This window comes from Aliifodinibius sp. S!AR15-10 (assembly GCF_031569985.1).
GTDB lineage: Bacteria > Bacteroidota > Rhodothermia > Balneolales > Balneolaceae > JAMQKA01.
The window spans coordinates 18,229-36,609 of sequence record NZ_JAMQKA010000058.1; the positions used below are offsets into that span (position 1 = coordinate 18,229).

The 18,381-nt window shown below is 46.5% G+C and carries 16 protein-coding genes and 1 tRNA gene; 8 read left to right on the forward strand and 9 right to left on the reverse strand.

The window, feature by feature from the left end:
- The first annotated feature begins 103 nt into the window (after positions 1-103).
- Positions 104-523: a secondary thiamine-phosphate synthase enzyme YjbQ gene (locus NC796_RS23265; RefSeq protein ID WP_310688217.1), complete on the forward strand. Its 420-nt coding sequence runs from the start codon at positions 104-106 to the stop codon at positions 521-523.
- Positions 524-545: 22 nt separating this feature from the next.
- On the opposite strand, the gene NC796_RS23270 is transcribed toward NC796_RS23265, so the two are convergent.
- The 8 genes from NC796_RS23270 to NC796_RS23305 form a co-directional block, all read right to left on the reverse strand.
- Positions 546-1,133 carry a DUF2179 domain-containing protein gene (locus tag NC796_RS23270; protein ID WP_310688218.1) on the reverse strand — a complete coding sequence of 196 codons (588 nt, stop codon included), beginning with the start codon at positions 1,131-1,133 and terminating at the stop codon, positions 546-548.
- Between the two features lie 732 nt (positions 1,134-1,865).
- Positions 1,866-1,954 (reverse strand) — tRNA-Ser (locus NC796_RS23275).
- A gap of 135 nt (positions 1,955-2,089) precedes the next feature.
- A complete protein-coding gene (gene hpt, locus NC796_RS23280) occupies positions 2,090-2,650 on the reverse strand; it encodes a hypoxanthine phosphoribosyltransferase (RefSeq protein ID WP_310688219.1) in 561 nt (186 codons plus the stop codon).
- Positions 2,651-2,655: 5 nt separating this feature from the next.
- On the reverse strand, positions 2,656-4,020 hold the full coding sequence (gene tilS, locus NC796_RS23285) for a tRNA lysidine(34) synthetase TilS (RefSeq protein WP_310688220.1): 1,365 nt from the start codon (positions 4,018-4,020) through the stop codon (positions 2,656-2,658).
- Positions 3,992-4,774 carry a biotin--[acetyl-CoA-carboxylase] ligase gene (locus NC796_RS23290; RefSeq protein ID WP_310688221.1) on the reverse strand — a complete coding sequence of 261 codons (783 nt, stop codon included), beginning with the start codon at positions 4,772-4,774 and terminating at the stop codon, positions 3,992-3,994. Before NC796_RS23290 ends, tilS begins: the two co-directional genes overlap by 29 nt.
- 147 nt (positions 4,775-4,921) lie before the next feature.
- Positions 4,922-5,974 carry a bifunctional phosphoglucose/phosphomannose isomerase gene (locus tag NC796_RS23295; protein ID WP_310688222.1) on the reverse strand — a complete coding sequence of 351 codons (1,053 nt, stop codon included), beginning with the start codon at positions 5,972-5,974 and terminating at the stop codon, positions 4,922-4,924.
- Between the two features lie 13 nt (positions 5,975-5,987).
- Positions 5,988-7,718: a phosphoenolpyruvate--protein phosphotransferase gene (gene ptsP / locus NC796_RS23300; RefSeq protein WP_310688223.1), complete on the reverse strand. Its 1,731-nt coding sequence runs from the start codon at positions 7,716-7,718 to the stop codon at positions 5,988-5,990.
- Complete coding sequence (locus NC796_RS23305; protein ID WP_310688224.1) at positions 7,715-7,996, reverse strand: HPr family phosphocarrier protein; 282 nt, start codon at positions 7,994-7,996, stop codon at positions 7,715-7,717. Before NC796_RS23305 ends, ptsP begins: the two co-directional genes overlap by 4 nt.
- Positions 7,997-8,362: 366 nt before the next feature.
- Between NC796_RS23305 and gatC the strand changes: the two genes are divergently transcribed.
- The 6 genes from gatC (at position 8,363) to NC796_RS23335 (ending at position 15,802) form a co-directional block, all read left to right on the forward strand.
- Positions 8,363-8,650, forward strand: coding sequence for an Asp-tRNA(Asn)/Glu-tRNA(Gln) amidotransferase subunit GatC (gene gatC / locus NC796_RS23310; protein WP_310688225.1), 288 nt, complete (start codon positions 8,363-8,365; stop codon positions 8,648-8,650).
- 2 nt (positions 8,651-8,652) lie between these two features.
- Positions 8,653-11,154 (forward strand): YfhO family protein, encoded by a 2,502-nt coding sequence (locus NC796_RS23315; protein WP_310688226.1) that lies wholly within the window; start codon positions 8,653-8,655, stop codon positions 11,152-11,154.
- A gap of 46 nt (positions 11,155-11,200) precedes the next feature.
- Positions 11,201-12,481: a glycosyltransferase family 4 protein gene (locus tag NC796_RS23320; protein WP_310688227.1), complete on the forward strand. Its 1,281-nt coding sequence runs from the start codon at positions 11,201-11,203 to the stop codon at positions 12,479-12,481.
- Complete coding sequence (locus tag NC796_RS23325; protein WP_310688228.1) at positions 12,481-13,467, forward strand: sulfotransferase; 987 nt, start codon at positions 12,481-12,483, stop codon at positions 13,465-13,467. Before NC796_RS23320 ends, NC796_RS23325 begins: the two co-directional genes overlap by 1 nt.
- Positions 13,460-15,079, forward strand: coding sequence for a N,N-dimethylformamidase beta subunit family domain-containing protein (locus NC796_RS23330; RefSeq protein ID WP_310688229.1), 1,620 nt, complete (start codon positions 13,460-13,462; stop codon positions 15,077-15,079). Before NC796_RS23325 ends, NC796_RS23330 begins: the two co-directional genes overlap by 8 nt.
- Positions 15,080-15,499: 420 nt before the next feature.
- The gene (locus NC796_RS23335) at positions 15,500-15,802 is read left to right on the forward strand and encodes a hypothetical protein (RefSeq protein WP_310688230.1); all 303 of its coding nucleotides are present in this window, start codon (positions 15,500-15,502) and stop codon (positions 15,800-15,802) included.
- A gap of 187 nt (positions 15,803-15,989) precedes the next feature.
- Here NC796_RS23335 and NC796_RS23340 read toward each other — a convergent pair whose 3' ends face one another.
- Complete coding sequence (locus NC796_RS23340; protein WP_310688231.1) at positions 15,990-17,135, reverse strand: glycosyltransferase; 1,146 nt, start codon at positions 17,133-17,135, stop codon at positions 15,990-15,992.
- Positions 17,136-17,398: 263 nt separating this feature from the next.
- Between NC796_RS23340 and NC796_RS23345 the strand changes: the two genes are divergently transcribed.
- The gene (locus NC796_RS23345) at positions 17,399-18,076 is read left to right on the forward strand and encodes a sulfotransferase domain-containing protein (protein WP_310688232.1); all 678 of its coding nucleotides are present in this window, start codon (positions 17,399-17,401) and stop codon (positions 18,074-18,076) included.
- Positions 18,077-18,381 lie beyond the last annotated feature (305 nt).

Genomic DNA, 18,381 nt, shown 5'->3' on the forward strand with positions numbered 1-18,381 from the left:
CACAGGTAACACGGATTCGACAGTTCCTCACAGATTTTATTTTTATTCCGTGAGTAATCAGTCTAAACTGCTTTATCCGCGTTCCAAAAAACTAAATAGATTTATGTGGCATCAGACAACAATTAGGCTTTCTTCCAAATCTCGGGGCTATCACATCATCACGGATGAGGTGTTACAGCAAATTCCCGAAATCAAGCAGATCAACACCGGAATTGCCCATATTTTCATCCAGCATACCAGTGCCAGTCTGACGATCAATGAAAATGCCGACCCTTCAGTGCGCCGGGACTTTCTCACCCATTTTAAGCGGATGGTACCCGAGGATACCTCCATGTACGAACACACGCTGGAAGGTCCTGACGACATGACGTCACATATCAAAAGCTCTTTGTTGGGTTCTTCTCTAAGCATCCCCATAACAAATGGGGAACTTAATCTGGGGACCTGGCAAGGCATTTACCTCTGTGAACACCGAAATCACGGCGGGCGGCGCAGGCTCGTTGTGACACTGCATGGAGAGTAATTCCGCTTATCTAATGAACTAACTAGATTCCCTTTCGCACCCTTAACAGCCTGTCAAATGCACTTCGATTCGTCATTGGAAAAGGCATTTTATCAGTACTCTCACCACTTGAGTATTTCACATCTTCGACAGAGTAAAAAGCATCGGCATCAAAAGATTCTATAATCTGGACTGCTTCACTCAATCGTTTCCTTTTCACGATCATGAAAATAATTTCTACTGGGCCCTCACCACCATATGCGTCCAGCCGTGTAATCATGAACCCCGCTTCTTTTAGCTGCTCAATTAGTATATTAGCAGGCTTGTTTGTGATCACTCGGGTAATCACCGTCCCCACTTTCAATTTGTTTTCAAGCGTTATGCCCATGTAGTTTCCAGCTGCAAATCCTCCTGCAAAAGCAATATAATTCACCCAGTAATCCAAGTGTTGAATGAGCTGTGTAACAACCATAATCCAGATAAGCACTTCAACAAATCCCAACAGTGCTGCTTTTATCTTCATCCCGCGTGAAATAAAAATAATACGGATGGTGCCCATACTTACATCACAAATACGGGCGAAAAAGATGATTACGGGAACCCAGTATTCAGGAAGAGAACTTAGAAGCATTTTATTTTTAAAATAAAAAAAGCTACCACTTAAATGCAGTAGCTTACTTTCCCGTGATAGTTCCTTTTTAAAACGGGGTACTTTGGGGCTCAGGGTTATTGCGAGACTCACAATTCGACAGAACACAACTCTTGAGACCAAATTGTTAGTGTTAGCCTTTATCTACTTTCCATCGAATTCCTGACACACTTGTAATCCTTTCCCCCACAGGAAAGAATCATGAGAGAAACTAAAATTGGTCAAAATTATATCATCTACTAAACAGCGTTAATTAAATTTAGACATAACTCACATTTACAACAATGCAGCTAATTTATACTGGATACTACCTGGATCAAGAAGGATACATATATGATGCCAATGGTAATTCACAATCTCGGTTAGATAATAATTATATCGTTTACTGCAATGGAGATGCTACCGGTTACTCAATCAATAAAGGAAATATAATTTCAACCGGTGGCGCGGATACGGGATATCATCTTAGGCGTAACCAAATTTTCGGCCCTTTTAGGTGCCTGCCCTGGCTGGTGGAAACTAATATTGCTCTATCGGAATAAACAACTACAATGGAGATTTTCGAAAGCGAAAGGCATTGAAACAATTAAAAGGAGTTCGCGACTGAAATTCTAGTGTCAAGCGTATAGATGAGCAAGGTGACTGACCCCAAAGGGGCCGCATTTGAGCGTTTAAAGAGGGATTTATCCACAGATGTGCGTAAAAGCGAAAATGCGGAGAGGGAGGGATTCGAACCCTCGATACCCTGTTTAGGGTATACTCCCTTAGCAGGGGAGCGCTTTCGACCGCTCAGCCACCTCTCCAAGGAAGTCCCAAATATACGGGCCTCAACTTACCTTATCAATCTAAAAATTACTTTTTTTGAGAAAGCAGAAATTTTGTTCTTCCTTTTTAACTGTTTGGCAGATGCAGGCCCTAGGTTGATAAGCGCCAGTCATTTACTGCTCACCATCAAGAATATAGATCTGTGCCAGGTTCCTGCCCTCTTGAGCGTAATCCAGCCCGTAACCCAAAACAAAAAGAGAGGGAATTTCAAAGCCAACATAATCCAATGGCACGTCGTGATGTGTTGCTTCCGGCTTGTGCAGTAATGTGACTGTTGCGATTGAGGCGGGATTCTTTCGCTGCAGCTTGTTCACCATATATTTCATTGAAAGACCGGTATCAACGATATCTTCCACCAGCAGTATGTGGCGCTCCTCAATGTTGGCATCTATATCTTTCAGGTCAGTAACCTGTCCCGATGAGACCTTTTCATCCCCATAGCTGCTTAACTTCAGAAAATCTACTTCCGAGGGTATGGTAACATTCCGGAGGAGATCAGAAAGAAAGACAAAAGCGCCGTTCAGCACCCCAATAAATATCGGTTTTTTGTCAGCATAATCCCGGTTAAGCTGTTTAGCAATCTCGACCACACGATCTTGAATCTGCTTTTCTGAAAGATAGACCTTGAAGGTTTCACCGTTGCAAATTACAGTCTCGGGTTTGTAAAGGGACATCTTGCTTATGAGTTACTCCAACTTATCACCAGGCACTCCGATGTTTCCTGGTCACATTTTACAAATTCAGAAATGGTGCCCGGAGGGGTTATCTTTTCAATTGGCGGAAAGATAACAGCCGCAATTGTCTCTTCAAAAGATTCCAATACCAGGGCTTTTCTCTTTTCAGCCGCACTTATTTTCCTGTTGGTGAGGTGGTCCGATACATTTTGGTGCCCCACCATACCGAACGGTTGAAAGGCATCGCCCGCCTTCCATCGACGCAGTGAAAGTGGCCATGTTATCTTTTCCAGATCTAAGTACAAGGTATTCTCATAATCGGGGTCAACAAACTCTTGGACAGAAAACCTCAATCCATCAAAGCTGAACGGCTTTTTCTTAAGGTCCTCTTCCCTGATTTTAATGAGGGTTAAAGAATCGGGTTGTTCATAGACAAACTTTAGCCAGTTACGATCGTTCAGCAGCGAATAGTGCTCGGTCAGCTGAATTGACTTTCCCGTTTGCAGGGAGGCAAGATCCTCGAGTTGATCCAATGCCCCGGTGGTGACCTCGATATCAGGATCAAATCCTTTGAGCATATGTAGTATCAGGGCCTTCTGAAGGCCGATACTCAGTTCTCCAAGTGCTGTCAAATTGATGCGATCCCTGTTGTCGGTTACCTGCTCCTCCAGGCAGGTCAGCGCCTCGGTAAAAAGTTCGGCCTGCTGTGGCAGGCGAAGTACATTCTTTCTCCATCCCGGGAAGAAGTCACCCATCTTGTCAAGCCACTCATTTCGCAGCAAGTTACGGGCAAAATCGTTCTCCAGGTTGCTCCGGTCAGTTCGGTAGGGAATCGCTCTCTCCTCAATATAATCCATAACCTGCTTTTGGGTGGTATCAAGGAGGGGGCGAAACAGTGGCGGTTCCCAAACACTCATGGCACTCCAAGAGGCCAGCCCCGCCCCTCTGAAAAGCTTTTGCAGCACAGTCTCAACCTGATCGTCCTGGTGGTGAGCGATCGCTATTCCATCACTGCCATATTCATTTTGGAGCTCTCGAAAAACCTGGTACCGACGCTTCCGGGCCCATTGTTGGAAGTTTTGCCCCTCTGCTTCAGCGGGATCCAGGCGCACGGTATGGCAGTCAAAGCCCCAGCGGTCTGACATCTGTTCTACCAGCTCCTGGTCTTTCTCCGACGCCTCCCCCCTTTTTTGGTAATTTACGTGCACGACCACTACCTCCACCTCCAAGCGCTTCAAAATGTAGAGCAGTGCCATTGAGTCGGGGCCGCCACTAACTCCTGCAACAAAACTCGGCGATTCCCCCGCGAAATAGGTCGCCAGGTGTTGTGCTACTCGATTTTCAATCGATGATAAGTCGGATTTGCTCATAAGAAAAGGTTTCTACACCGGCTTCCTGGTTAATTACAGTTAACTGGCCCTTCTCATTAATGCCCAACAGCTTGTACCTGTCAGTGCTGCTTTGTCCATTCACAGATAACGTGATCCACTCTCCATAGCCGATCAATTTCTGGTTTATGGAGCGCAACAGCTCAGTATCATTTTGGTGCCAACGTGTATAGCAATATTCTATAAAATTGAGGTATTCGGCTAGCAGTTTTTCTCGTTCAAAAGTTGAACCATCCTCTATTTTCAGTGAGGTTGCTTTATGATCCAGAGCCTTGCCAAACGACTCCTGGTTTATGTTAAAACCGATCCCTACCAGAACCCGGTCCAACCGGTTTCCACTAAAAACTGTTTCTGTGAGCAGCCCGGCAATTTTACGCCGATTCACTATCAGATCGTTGGGCCATTTTATCTGCGCTTTCAGAGAGGTTTTCTTTTCGATCAATATTGCAGTAGCGTATGCGCATGCCAGGGTCAAAACATGCAACCGTTCGGCCCGGCCTGGTTTAAATACCATCGTAAACGTAAGATTTTGGCCCGGCATCGACTCCCAGTTGCGTTCATACTGTCCACGCCCCTTGGTCTGGTCATCGGCCAGGCAGATCATCCCGTGGCTTATCTCATCACTCGAAATGGTTTTAAGATGTGAATTCGTCGACTCCAGCTTCTCGAAATACCGAATCTCATGCCCAACCCACTGGGTTTGAAGTGCCTTCTTAAATTGATCTACATCAAACAAAAGGGATTGGTTATTGGTTAACCTGTTATTTCTGGGTATTACCGAGATTGAAGAGCTTATAAAGCTTAATGTTTCTAACCTTCATGCAATTTCCCTTTTCGAGTCATCCACTGACTCCGAACAATTCTAAATCCTAATTCGTAGTCCCTACTGCTCCGCCAGCTTGCTTTTAAACAGATCGATCTTGGCCACCGGACTGGGATCAACCCCGTTAATTATTGCCAGGTAAAAGCTCGTCCAGTCGGCCAGCTGTATCAGGGAAAACATTCTTGTCAGCCGACTTTTGCCGCTTGTATTAAGTGTAATGATAGAATCAGCCTGGTCCTCGATAAGTTCACGGGTTATCCGCATTCGCTGCTCAATCCGTTCCCCATCCTCACGATCCATCAGGAAAATAATCGAGAGGCGGCCTGTAAGATGTGTGATTTGCTCCCACCCTACAATCTCGGTATGGGTCATCTCAGGAAATTCATTGCGATATGACAGCGTTTTGGAGTTTTCTTCAAACTGGGTACACCAACGCTGTCCAACGGCTTTCATAAAGTTGTTGTTTGTATAAACCACCGGCAGTGTTTCTGACAATTCATTTGCAAGACCCAACGCCTCGTTGTCGGAATAGTTTGAAAGTAGTCCTACCCGGTTTTCAAGGAAAGTTTTTGTTTCAGCAAGTGCTTCTTCCCCTTCCTTCAAAAAACCCAGTTTCTGAAAAATCCGAAACAAAACGATAAAACTGTATCCCACGGCAGCTCGCGCCCGCATTTCACTTGGAATAAGAAAATAATCGAACCCATGCCTGGTGGCCTGAAGCAACAATTCGCCCCCCGATGTCAGGGCCATCGGCTTTGCACCTTTTTCCCGCGCCTGTTGCAGTGCTGCCAGAGTCTCCTCTGTATTGCCGGAAAAACTGGAGGCGATCATCAGTGTTTCTTCATCTACCCAGTTTGGCACTTCATATCCTTTTACCACTTCTACAGGAACGGGGGATGAATCTTTGGTATAGGCCTGGATGAGATCACCCGCTATGGCTGATCCACCCATACCTGCAATGCAAATATGCTTGATTTTGTTGGGAATGAAGTCAATTTCAAGGTCAACTGTTCGTCGTACGGCCTCATCCCAGCGGTTGGGGAAGTCTACCAGCAAATCCCACATCTGCTGGGTATCACATTCCTCTATCATCGATTTGGTTAATTCCATCATCCTATAGGACTTTCTAGAGGTTACTCAATATGCTATTTACTTCAGCAGCAGTAATGGAAGAGAGCACTTCTTCTGCAATCTCTTCCATCTGTTTTGTAGAATACTTTTTAAGCAGTGTTTTCACTTTGGGAATTGCAACCGGAGACATACTCAACTCGGTAATTCCCATTCCCATCAGGCAAACCGCGGCCTTCGGGTACGAGGCAATTTCACCACACACAGCAATATCAATATCTTCCTGTTTTGCTGCTACCACGCAATCATGGATAAGTTCCATAACCGACGGATGTACCTCTTGGTATAGCTCTGAGATCAGCTCATTGCCCCGATCAACAGCAAGAGTATATTGAGTCAAATCGTTGGTACCCACGCTAAAAAAATCGACCTCTTTGGCAAAAGCCTCCGCTTTTATCGCAACGCTGGGCACCTCAACCATGATTCCCACCTGGATCTCATGATCCACGGGAATACCTTCCTCCTCGAGCTCTTCCTGGATAGAAGCGATCTCATCTTTTACCTCCAGTACTTCATCCATGATCGAAATCATCGGTACAAGGATTTTCACACGACCGGGATTGCGGCCGGCAACCGTAAGTATCGCTTTGAGTTGCTCGCGCAGCAGGTCTCGCTCATCCAGCAACATCCTGACCCCGCGCCATCCCAGGAAAGGGTTATTTTCATCGGAATTCATGCTGAAAAACTTATCGCCACCCGCATCGAAGAGCCGGATAGTGACCGGATCAGAACCAGTTTTCTCCAGGATCTCGGAATAGAACGCGGTCTGCATGGACTGGTCCTCAAAATGCTCTTTATGGATAAAAAGAGATTCTGTCCGCAGGAGACCGACACCGTGAGCCCCATATTTCTGGAGATTCGGCAGCTCTTCTACAAACTCGATGTTGGCACACAGGTTAAATGGAACACCATCTTTCGTCTCGGAAGGTTCAGAAATGATACGCCTCAGTTTCTGTTCCTCAACCTGCTGATTCTTGATCTTTTCCTTGTACTCCTCGAGCTGGCACTCATCCGGGTCGACTATAACCAGCCCCTCATTGCCATCGACGATTAATTGTGAGGAAGCCTCCACGAGCTGGCATGTGCGCTTGGTTCCAACCACAGAAGGAATCCCCATAGAGCGTGCCAGGATGCTGGCGTGTGACGTCTGCCCCCCGTGATCCGTAACGAGTGCACTAATGTTGTAGTCAGAAAACTGGATGACCTCGCGCGGACTGATATCCTCGGCAATCACAATGCTGCCGGGTTCAATATCCAGCTCAATGGAATAATTGGTAGCCACCTGGATAAGGCGATCACGCACATCCTCCAGGTCGATCATGCGTTCCTGCGTAATCTTGTTTTGGCTCTTGCTCAACATTTCCAGGTAGGAGTCAAACACCTGTTTGATAGCGTAATCGACCGAATGTCTTCTGTCTTCAATCAGGCTTTTGACTTGCTGTTCCAGATCCGGATCATTCACCATCTCCACCTGGGCGTCGATCACCTGTAGGGAGATCTCGTCAATCTCTTTGCGTTTAAGACGCTGCAGTTCCATTTCAATGACCCGGCGGGCATCATCAAACAGTTCTACATGTTTCGTGATATTGGAGGAATCAATCTTTTCTTCGTTTACAACCGGTTTGGGCCTCCGGTAGATATACCCCTTCCCTATAGCAATTCCATTAGATGCGGGAACGCCCTGTAACACAAAATCACTTGAAGCTGGTTGCTCTACATCAGTAGTCATTGATCATCTGTTATTTCTTCACCAAATCCATCTTCAATAAGTTCTGTAATAGCTTCCAGGGCCTCTTCTTCATCGGAACCATCAACCTCCAATTCCAGTTCCGCTCCCTTTTCAGCCGCCAATGTCATCACGCCCAGAATACTCTTTCCATTCACCTTATAGCCATGCATATGAATAAAGAAATCCGCTTCAAACTTGCTGGCTATTTTTACCAGTGAAGCTGCAGGCCGAGCGTGCAATCCTGCATCGTTAACGATATTTACTTTCTTTCGGATCATCAAATTACTTATAATTTTTGAAAGGCCAAGATCAGAATTATTACCTTAAGTATCCACACTGAATCAGTTTTACATTAATCAGTGTGTCAGCGATCAGTTTACAGTGAACAGTGGGTTGGATAAGTCTTTAATCAAACTACTCTCGAATGAGGCGTGAGTGATACGTAATTCGTTCATCAGGTAAGGTTACTATCTGTTTGACTGCAAAATAATACTAAATACGCAATGTCCTCAGAATTCTGATAAATAAAGCGTTCACTGATCACTGACACACTGTTAACTGGCACACTGCAATTGGTTATTGTTCACTGCATGTGGTTTTCTTAACTTTGAATTCGTTTAAACAGCAAACAAAATATATTATAGATGTCTGTTACAAAAGATGATGTTCAGTACATAGCCCATCTTGCGCGGCTTCAAGTGTCCGATAAAGAGGCAGAAGGACTGAAAGAAGATATGAACAAGATCCTCGACTATATGGACGACCTCTCGGAAGTGGATACGAGTGATGTAGAACCGCTGGAACACGTAACCGACCTTGAATATCGACTTCGCGAAGATGAAGCCAAAGAGCCGGTGGATCATGAAGATGCCCTCAAAAATGCACCCGATGCTGACACAGATTATTTCCGGGTTCCAAGGGTTATTGATTAAGCATGAGTTCTCGCAACCGATCCAACTCCTATAAAACAGACTTCATCTCTTCGTTATCTCTCCGTAAAAAGCATCTGCTGGCACTCTTTATCATACTGGTATTGCCGTTCATGCTTTTTGACGAAGCCTCTTTCGGCGGCAAACAGTTTATGGGTGATGACACCATACAGTGGCGGGCCGGTGCCGAATCTATATTCGACTACCGCGAAGCCAACGATGGAGAGGAAGCGCTATGGGCAACCAATATGTTTTCCGGGATGCCCGCATACACCGTCTCGGTCCAAAAAACAGTCCCTCACCTCGATAATCTTGTCAGAAACCTCTTTGAGAGCATTTATCCAGTCGCTCATTTCTGGATTTTATTGGCCGGTGTTTACGTTCTGCTGTTTCTGATGGGGATGCGGCCTCTCACCTCGCTTATCGGAGCCATATGTATCGGTTTCACCACATATTTACCCATCATCCTGGGTGCGGGTCATAATAGTAAGTTTATCGCCTTTGTTTTTATCCCCTGGATGTTCGTGGGATACTGGCTGTTGACGCGGAGTGATAAAAAGCTGCTGAGTTTTGCTCTTTTTGCCATTGCTTTAACGCTCGAATTCAGGGCGGGACACCCACAGGTTACCTACTACTTTTTCTACCTGCTGGGTTTTTGGTGGCTTTTTGATACCTGGCAGGCATATCAACGAAATGAAATCTCGTCATGGCTCCGAACTACAGGATTGATTGTTTTTGCCGGTATTTTAGGTTTTGCCGGTAATGCCCAGCAATACTGGCGTCTCCTGGAATATTCCCCTTACAGCATACGTGGGGGCTCCTCGCTTGCCGAAGGTGGCGGTGGACTCGGCCTGGACTATGCTTTCCGATGGTCCCAGGGTGTTGGAGAGCTGCTCACGCTGATCATACCCGGCATATTCGGTGGCGGATCGGGCGAAGCCTATTGGGGACCCAAACCCGGCACAAGTGGACCGCATTACCTTGGGGCTATTGCATTCATCTTTGCCCTGGTCGGTCTGCTCAGATCAAAACAGAAAATAAAATACATGTTCTTTGGCGTTGGAACCCTGACGCTGCTCTTTTCCCTCGGACACCATTTTGATTCCTTCAACCGTATTTTCTTCAATTACGTACCCTATTTCAACAAGTTCCGAACGCCGGAAATGTGGCTGATAGTGACCGTTTTCTGCTATACCATTGTAGCGGTTTTTGGTTTGGAATACCTGTTTGAGCTGGCCAAAGAAAAGTCCAAGAAACTCGAACCTCTGTTTATCCCTTTTGGGGTGGCACTGGGACTGGGACTCATCTTTGCCTTGGGCAGCAATGCCCTGCTCTCTTTTGAGAAACCTGGTGAGCGGCAGCAGTATGCCCAGCAGGTGGCGCAGAATAATAATGTTCAGCCCTCTTCACCACAGGTTCAGCAGGCGGTTGATAATTTTATGAACACCCAGCTGAAACCCCAGCGCAAGGAGATGGCCAAAAATGACTCTATTCGCTTTTTCATTATCGTCTTACTGGTTAGTGGACTTGTGTTTGCATTCGTCCAGCAGAAACTGGGTGCCGGATTTTTTCTACTGGGACTCGTCGTCATCGCCTCCTACGATTATATTTCAGTGGGCGACCGCTATACCAATGAAGATCGCATGGTAAGTGAAATGGTGGATCCGGAGCGCGTGATTCAACAACAGGCGCGAGAGATCGACAAATTCCTGCAATCCAATGTCGAGAGTGGAGATGGCTGGCCCTACCGCGTGTTTCCCCTGACCGACAATCCATTCAACAACGCCGTTCCCAGCTATTTCTATCCCAGCATCGGGGGCTATTCCGGGGCAAAATTGAGCTATTACCAGGATCTGATTGACAACCTGCTGTTTACGGGGCAGGGCTCCCTGAATATGCCGATCCTGAACATGCTGAACGTCAAGTACATTACGTATCCGCAGCAACTCCCGTTTGAAAATCTTACGCAGGTTTATTCCGGGAATGACGGGTACGTATTTGAAAACCAGTCGGTGTTACCAAAAGCTTTTTATGTGGATTCTGTTCGAACCGTCTCCTCTCCCAGCGAGGCGATTGAAGCCCTGCAACAGGCATTTGATCCGACGAATACAGCAATCGTCGAAGGCTATCCATCCGTTGATATCCAGGCTGATACTGCTGCAAGCCTGCAAATAACACACTACGACGCCCGAAACATTGAAATGACGACCAACCGTAGTACTCCGGGCTATCTCGTATTGAGTGAAATTTATTATCCCAAAGGCTGGGAGCTGACCATTGACGGCGAACCTGCAGAGATCTATAAAACCAATTACGTACTTCGGGGCATGAACGTACCGGCAGGTAAGCACACCCTGAGAATGGAGTTCAATCCCGTTTCCTACATCTGGGGGGGACGTATTGCATGGGCTTCCAACATCCTGCAGTGGAGCATCGGGCTGTTTGCACTTGTGATGTGGTATCGCCGCAAGGATGAAGATCAAGTTGTAGAAGAACAGAATGAGTAGTCTGTCTTTACCAGAAAAACTCATGCAGTGACAAATCCAGGCTGGGATGAATAATAATGTACTTCTCGTATCATACTACTGGCCGCCGAGTGGAGGTGCGGGGGTCCAGCGACCCTTGAAATTTGCAAAATACCTGCCGGCGTTTGACGTCCAGCCGTTTGTGCTTACGGTAGAAAATCCCACCTATCCCATTGTGGATGAAAGCCTGGCCAATGATATTCCAAAAAAGCTCAAAGTTTTCAAGTCCAAGACGATCGAGCCTTTTTCCATTTACTCCAAGATGACGGGCAAATCGGTTTCGGATTCTGCCAAACCGACGATTCAACTCAAAAAAGGGAATTGGGGAAAGAAATTGAGTACCTGGATTCGGGCTAATTTATTCCTTCCGGACGCCCGCTTCGGATGGCTGCTCACTGCCCGGTCAAGGGCATTGGCAATCTGTAAGCAATATAATATTGACGCGATTATCACCACCGGACCGCCCCATTCGGTACACTTTGTCGGGAAGCATGTGAAAGAAAAGATGGGCATTCAGTGGATAGCCGACTTTCGCGATCCCTGGAGCAGTATTTTTTACAACCAGCTGATGCCACGCACCGATGTTGCCCATTCCATAGACGAGCGCCTGGAACGATCGGTACTTGAAACAGCTGATGATGTGGTTGTGATCTCCAAATCCATGGTAGACATTGAGCGACAGGTTTTTGATCGCCCTTACCACGTCATCCCTAACGGTTTTGATCACGAGGATTTCAATTCACTGCAAAAAAAGCCCCAAAATGATCAAGATATCCTCATTCGGCACATCGGCAGTATCGGGGAGCTGTCCGTGCCACACAGTCTTTTCAAAGCGTTATCCGAGTTGCCCAACTCCTCCCCGGTAAAAGTGGAATTTATCGGCAATGTTCACCCGGATGTGCACCAGCTGATCGAACAGTATGGATTGCAGAACAGAGTCGAGTTAACTTCCTATATCCCACACGATGAAGCAATCCAAGCGATGAAGGACTCGGACCTGTTACTCCTGGTAATACCGGACAGCGAAGACAATGAGCTTATCCTTACCGGCAAGCTTTTTGAGTATATCGGGACGCAAAATCCCATTTTGATGATTGGCCCCGAAAATGGCGATGCCGCGGATATTTTAAATAAATCGGGTCACCACTATATTTTTGAGCACGAGGATGAAAAAGGACTAGCACAACTACTGCTGGATTTAAGTTCCGGTAAAGTTGACCAAAAAACGGCATCTGACATAAAAGATCTGAAAAACCATCCCTTTTCGCGGTACAAATTAACTGGACAACTATCGCAGATCATAAACTAATGGACAAAGAGAAAGCACCATACCTTTGCATGATTGGTGGTACCGGTCGAAGCGGGACGACCGTCTTGCGTCGAATCTTTGGGCAACATCCAAAAGTAGCCACGTTGTCAGAATTTTATTTTACCGTTGTCCCCGGCGGACTCTATGATTTTTACCGGACGCTTACCACGCAATGGACGCCCTACCTTTTTGACGACCGCCTGGAAACGTTAAGGCGCATTTTGCACCAAACCGGGCACTCGGTCCCTTTTGCTCGACATTACCGGTATGCGCTCCAGAAAACAGGGCTCTCTTCCAAAGGAATCAAGTTGGAATCACCTTTTGCCGGGGTTGATATTTCCCATCACTGTCCAAACTATCACGGCCTCGTCGACCAGCTGATCGATGACCTGACAGATTTTACCTATCCCGGGACCTGGACAGGAAAAGCGCTGGGATCAGTAAACAAAATCTCTGGTGGTAATCCCACCGATTCATTCATGAAAGAGCGGCTGGGTTCTTTTTACCGGTCCATTGCCTCATGTATTGTAGAGAACAGCGGGGCGACCCATTTTGTGGAAGACAACACCTGGAATATTCTCTATCTCAAAGAAATTACAGAGCTTCTGCCCGATGCACGGCTCGTACATATCTACCGCGATCCCCGTGATGTGGTAGCATCATTTATCCACCAAACATGGACGCCCTCGGATGCCGTTGAGTCTGCCCGCTTTTATCGTAACCTTATGGATCGATGGCAACACATTAAGCAACAGGTTCCGGAAGATATTTTCATGGAGATTTCACTCGAAGAACTGGTTCAGTATAAAGAGGAGATCCTGAAAGAAACATGTGCCTTTTGGTCGTTGGAGTGGAATGACAAGCTTATGGGGCTCGAGCTAAACAGGGCGCACCGCGGACGCTGGAAAAAGGACATTCCGGCCGATCAGCAGGAAGAAGTCCTGGAAATATTAACTCCTTACCTGGAAATGCTAGGTTATGAATAGATTGTCTGGCATAATTAAAGGGGCGGAACTGGCCCAGCCAATTCCCGATGTACAGGTTTTTCATGTTGTAGAAGGTAAGACAAAAAAGCAGGTGGGCACTTCAAATGAAAACGGTCATTGGGAAGTAACAGAAGAGCTCAACAGAGGAGCCTTACGGTTTGAAAAAACGGGATTTGCAAGTAAGCGATTTCCAGTAGATGAAGTTCCAGACCTTGTTCGACTCCTGGAGGATAAGCTCATTGGCTACCAGGATAGGCTCTGGTATCATGCAGGGAATGATATCAAAGCGTACATCCACGCTCCTGAACCCTATGAAGCCACACTTTATCGCCATGGACTCAAAAAAGAAAAGCTGTTGACCGTGGAAAACCAACCAGCGTTTACACAAGAAATTCCCGATGGGTTATTTGTAAAAGATGGCCTGGACTGGGAAACCAGTTTTTCTTACCAGGTTCCCGAAGATGCCTCTCCCGGAATTTATAGCCTGTTGCTGGAATCGGAGCACCAAGAGCCGTTTGCCATTCCATTTGTCGTATCAACTCCAACTGATGTCGCAAACCGGAAACCGCTGCTCGTTTTGGCCAGCACCAATAACTGGCAGTGCTACAATATCTGGGGCGGACGAAGCCGCTACCGCAATTTTGAGGAGGATAAATCATCGCCTTACCTGAGGGATCCGAGCAAGCTTACGGAACTGTTGGCTTATGCCGGAAAACTCGCGCCGGATCCCTTGGTTCGGGCGATTAAAGGCATCATCGGCATGCCACAATCAGATCCGCCCTGGAAGTTCAAGCGACTTTCCATAAATCGACCATTTACAAACTGTGCGCTCGAAGGTGACACTCCCTCTTCCCCATTTACCAACCACCTGGCGGGCGGTGAATGGCGGGTGCTGGCCTGGCTGGAGCGAGAAGGTTACGAATACGATGTGGTCTCTGGATATGAACTCCATCAAAATCCGGGCATACTCAGGAATTATGAGGGAATTATCCTATCGACACATTGCGAATACTGGTCAAAACCGATGTACCAGGGACTGAAGGAGAGCCACCAGAACCACGGTCTCTCAATCATCAATCTTTCGGGCAATACCATGTACCGGGAAGTCGATTTTTATCAGGACGGCTCACTGCATTGTACCAGTCTCAAGTTTGAGAAGAGTGTGGCGGATGAGACCCAGCTCCTGGGCGTACGGTTTACCGAGGGCGACCTGGGAACAGCTGCACCATACCAGGTTCGTAAGCAAAATCATTGGGTATTTGAGCAGTTGGACATGAAAAAAGGTCAGTTTTTTGGGGAAGATTCATTGAACCATAAAACACCACAAAAACGGCAGGTTTATGATCCCGGCCGACTGGGAACGGTATCTGGACTCAAGGGGCATGGCGCTTCCGGCTGGGAAACGGATAAACTGAGTCACACAGCTCCCGGGGACTTCACACTGGTGGCAAAGGGACAAAACAGGGGCGGCGGTGCCGATATGGTCATCCGTGAGGCAGAGGGAAGCCGCGGCGGCGTGTTTTCGGCTTCTTCCATCACTTTTGGAGGGTCCCTGCTAATCGATGAAGTTTGCTCTGGAATCGTGAAGAATGTGTTGAAGAGGTTTCTTTAATCGTGACCTCTGTCTAGCCTACGCATGAACTTCGCGTAGGCTACGCAAAGGCTCTTCCTACCCTACGCAAAGCCTTTGCGAGGGCCTGACCTTGATTGTTGGGGAGCCTGCCCCCTGTTAACCCACCTTTGGTTTCCTCCCTAACAATGCAGGGAGGAAAACTCTATGAATTCGACATGAGGCTTTTTCGACAGCTTTAGACGTTGCTGACATGATGAGTTTGGAAAGCAAAAATTCTGGCTACTCTTTTAAAACTATATCAAAGCGTCTGAGGCTGTCCCTAAGAATTTCGGGGAGTGGGGCATCTCAAGCAGCTCTTGATACTGTTGCTTTAACGTTAACTCGGTTTAATCAATAAGCAATTTTTAGGTTTCTTTTACTTCTTTAAACCCTTGGTGCACATTTGGTAGTGTTCATTTTTTGAACGACGAAAAACGAACCAAAAACGTCGCCGGCGGAGTAAATTATCGCTGCGTTCGCTCCGGCTACGCTCTCTTTCCTCAGCGAAATTTACGTCAGGCCGGATGTTGGAATGCTGAGTTGTTAATGTTTAATGAGGAATTAAGAGGAGATTATTTCCAGCCAACCTGGCTTTCCCAACGTTTGGACTTCTTTATAGCAAACGACGAAAAATCTGAAGAATTTCTGTCAGACGAGGGGCTGGCAGAAAATATAACCAGCGCTCATAGAAGTATCAGCCCCGAGGAGTTAAATTCTTCTTGAGTTTTTGGTTCGTTGACAGGGCCGTGTCCGTCCCCCGGCGTGATCAAGCCAAAATGAACACCCTTGTCGGATAGCAAAACCGATACCGTTGCATTGGACTCTTTTTCATAACACGTTTGTTTGGCTCTCAAAATTTTTTTAAGAAACCTGAAGTAGGTTTATCCAGAGCTGAGGCTTAAATTGCCTATCAATTTAAAACATCATCATACACCTCTAAAAACTGCTTGCCCACCATCTCATAAGAAAACTTATCCTTATACCGATTAGCTATTTTTTGCCTGTCAAAATGATATTTCTCCTCAAGGATATCTTTTAGGGCTTTTACCCAGTCGTCTACCCGGTTTTCCAGCAGCACTCCCGACTTCTTATCCACCAATTCCGGCAGTGCACCCGCATTGCTTACAAGGCAGGGAAGTCCGCTGCACAGTGCCTCGGCCACCGTCACGCCAAACGTCTCCATGTTGGTTGGCTGCACAAAGTAATCGGCTCCTCGCATCGCCTCCGCAACCTTCTCCTTTGCAAGTTCTCCGGTAAATCTGATTTCGGATTGCAGACCCAGTTCATCCCAGTAAGCCTTTGTTTCAACCTTGTTGTTGCCCCGTCCGATCATTGTCAATCGGAATTTCTGATGTAACTCACCCGGCAACCTGGATAATGCCTGCAACAACATTTCAGGTCGTTTCTGCGAGTTTTGGTAATTCATCACCATGAGCAGATCAACAGGCAGATCATCTGAAGTCTTCTCTTCATAGAAAAATAGCTCTGTATCCACCACATTGGGGATAGTGATTAGATGATCTTTCTGATCTAAATGCTTTTGAATATTCTCCTTCAGAATATCTGATACCGGTAAAACTGCACTCGCCTTTTCGTACACCTTCTTTGCCTGGTAAGAGAGGATTTTCCTGCCAAAGTACCAGTCCAGTTTTGACCAGTGTTCGGATATGACGAACGGCTTTAATGCAGGGATTGCCAGTTTTTCAGCGATAATTCCCGCTTGGTAGATTACGTTGCCGTGAATGATATCCGGACTAAAAACCTGGGCAATTCTGCTTTTATAATAATACCTGCCCAATGCTCGCATCAGCGGTGTATTCCCATAGATAAACCGTTGAAATCGCGAGTGGATAACCACTGAAAAAACCTCCACATCGTCCTTTACAAATTTCCGCTCTTCTACTTTCCAAATAGCGGAATTCTCCTCCACCCAAAGATGAAAGACCTTGACCTCACCTCCCTGCCGGGCCACCGCTTTGGCATGCTCGTGTACAAAAATCCCCCTGTTCGGGAATCCCTGGTGCGGATACCAGCAGGTCACAAATAATACTTTCATCGGCAATGGTTATATTGGTGCGTTTGGGTATTTTGGATTAATTAGCTAATCACCAAGTGTATCATCCTAGACCCTAATTCTGGATCTCATCGTGGACGATAGCGTTGATATAGTTAGTTTCATTATCAATATCCTCAACTTTGCGAGATCCTGAAACAAGTTCAGGCTGACACCGAAGTAGCGTTTTATAGCTTAATAGAATCCAATATCGCTTATATTTATTTAACATTGATGCTGTTGAACATAACAAAATCTACCTGATATTGAAGCTTTTTAAAAAAGACTACCAACAAGACCGCACGCATCTGCTGATTCTTGGTCTGCCGCGGTCCGGCACCTCCATCCTGGCCAGTTTAATTGGCGCCCACTCAAATGTCAGCCTTATCTGTGAGGATTTCGGGCGCAGTTGGATAGACGCCATCGGGAAGCCGGTTGTGGGAAATAAGCTCTGCGTACCCCGGCAAATCGATATGGACCGGAAACGCAATATGGGCGTAAAACTCTTGAACCGGGTCGGCTTATTAAAACTGTGGCCCAAAAGCATGCTTTCTATTGAAGATTATCTCGAGATCGACAACCTGAAACTCATCCTCATCCGTCGTGAACTATCGGATGTGCGAAACAGCATGGGAAACAGGGATATGGTGACCTTACCTACCTTTAAGGGAGAAGTAAAAACGGAAGAGATATCGGAGGAGGAAATTGAGTATACGATAGAAAAGGGCAGCCAAATTCTTTCGCAGCTGGAGCAAAGGGATAATGCTTTTACCATCTCCTTTGATGAACTCATCAACCAAACCGAACCGACACTGCAAACGCTCTGTGATTTCATCGGGGTTTCATACGAGGAGCAGATGATTGAGGAAGGGCCGCGCTGGAACTGGGTGTATCCGGAGATCAGTGCCAAAGGTATTGACAAAAGTAAGGCTGGTAAGAAATAGGTTTTCGCTAATTTGAGAAACGTTAATTGAGTCTATTTAAGGATATAAGAACACTCCAAACCGGTTCAAGTTTGCAACTTGGACCATATACACGCTTGGTGGCTTTACTGGCACAAGTTGCAAACTTGCGCCAGTTGGTGAACAGATTCGATGAATCAAAGGCACTAACTTCGAGATCCTGAATCAAGTTCAGGCTTTATGTTAAAAAAAGGGGACCATCCCCTGGATTCGTCTTACATTCTTTCCTGTAATCCTGTTTAACAAATCAGAGGAGGTCCTCATGTCTCGCCTGCAATCTACGAAAC

Bases quoted from the DNA above. Each gene is read 5' to 3' on its own strand.
- ptsP (WP_310688223.1), bottom strand. From the start codon at position 7,718: ATGACTACTGATGTAGAGCAACCAGCTTCAAGTGATTTTGTGTTACAG.
- gatC (WP_310688225.1), top strand. From the start codon at position 8,363: ATGTCTGTTACAAAAGATGATGTTCAGTACATAGCCCATCTTGCGCGG.
- NC796_RS23270 (WP_310688218.1), bottom strand. From the start codon at position 1,133: ATGCTTCTAAGTTCTCTTCCTGAATACTGGGTTCCCGTAATCATCTTT.
- tilS (WP_310688220.1), bottom strand. From the start codon at position 4,020: ATGAGCAAATCCGACTTATCATCGATTGAAAATCGAGTAGCACAACAC.
- NC796_RS23325 (WP_310688228.1), top strand. From the start codon at position 12,481: ATGGACAAAGAGAAAGCACCATACCTTTGCATGATTGGTGGTACCGGT.
- NC796_RS23265 (WP_310688217.1), top strand. From the start codon at position 104: ATGTGGCATCAGACAACAATTAGGCTTTCTTCCAAATCTCGGGGCTAT.
- NC796_RS23305 (WP_310688224.1), bottom strand. From the start codon at position 7,996: ATGATCCGAAAGAAAGTAAATATCGTTAACGATGCAGGATTGCACGCT.
- hpt (WP_310688219.1), bottom strand. From the start codon at position 2,650: ATGTCCCTTTACAAACCCGAGACTGTAATTTGCAACGGTGAAACCTTC.
- NC796_RS23330 (WP_310688229.1), top strand. From the start codon at position 13,460: ATGAATAGATTGTCTGGCATAATTAAAGGGGCGGAACTGGCCCAGCCA.
- NC796_RS23295 (WP_310688222.1), bottom strand. From the start codon at position 5,974: ATGATGGAATTAACCAAATCGATGATAGAGGAATGTGATACCCAGCAG.
- NC796_RS23340 (WP_310688231.1), bottom strand. From the start codon at position 17,135: ATGAAAGTATTATTTGTGACCTGCTGGTATCCGCACCAGGGATTCCCG.
- NC796_RS23315 (WP_310688226.1), top strand. From the start codon at position 8,653: ATGAGTTCTCGCAACCGATCCAACTCCTATAAAACAGACTTCATCTCT.
- NC796_RS23320 (WP_310688227.1), top strand. From the start codon at position 11,201: ATGAATAATAATGTACTTCTCGTATCATACTACTGGCCGCCGAGTGGA.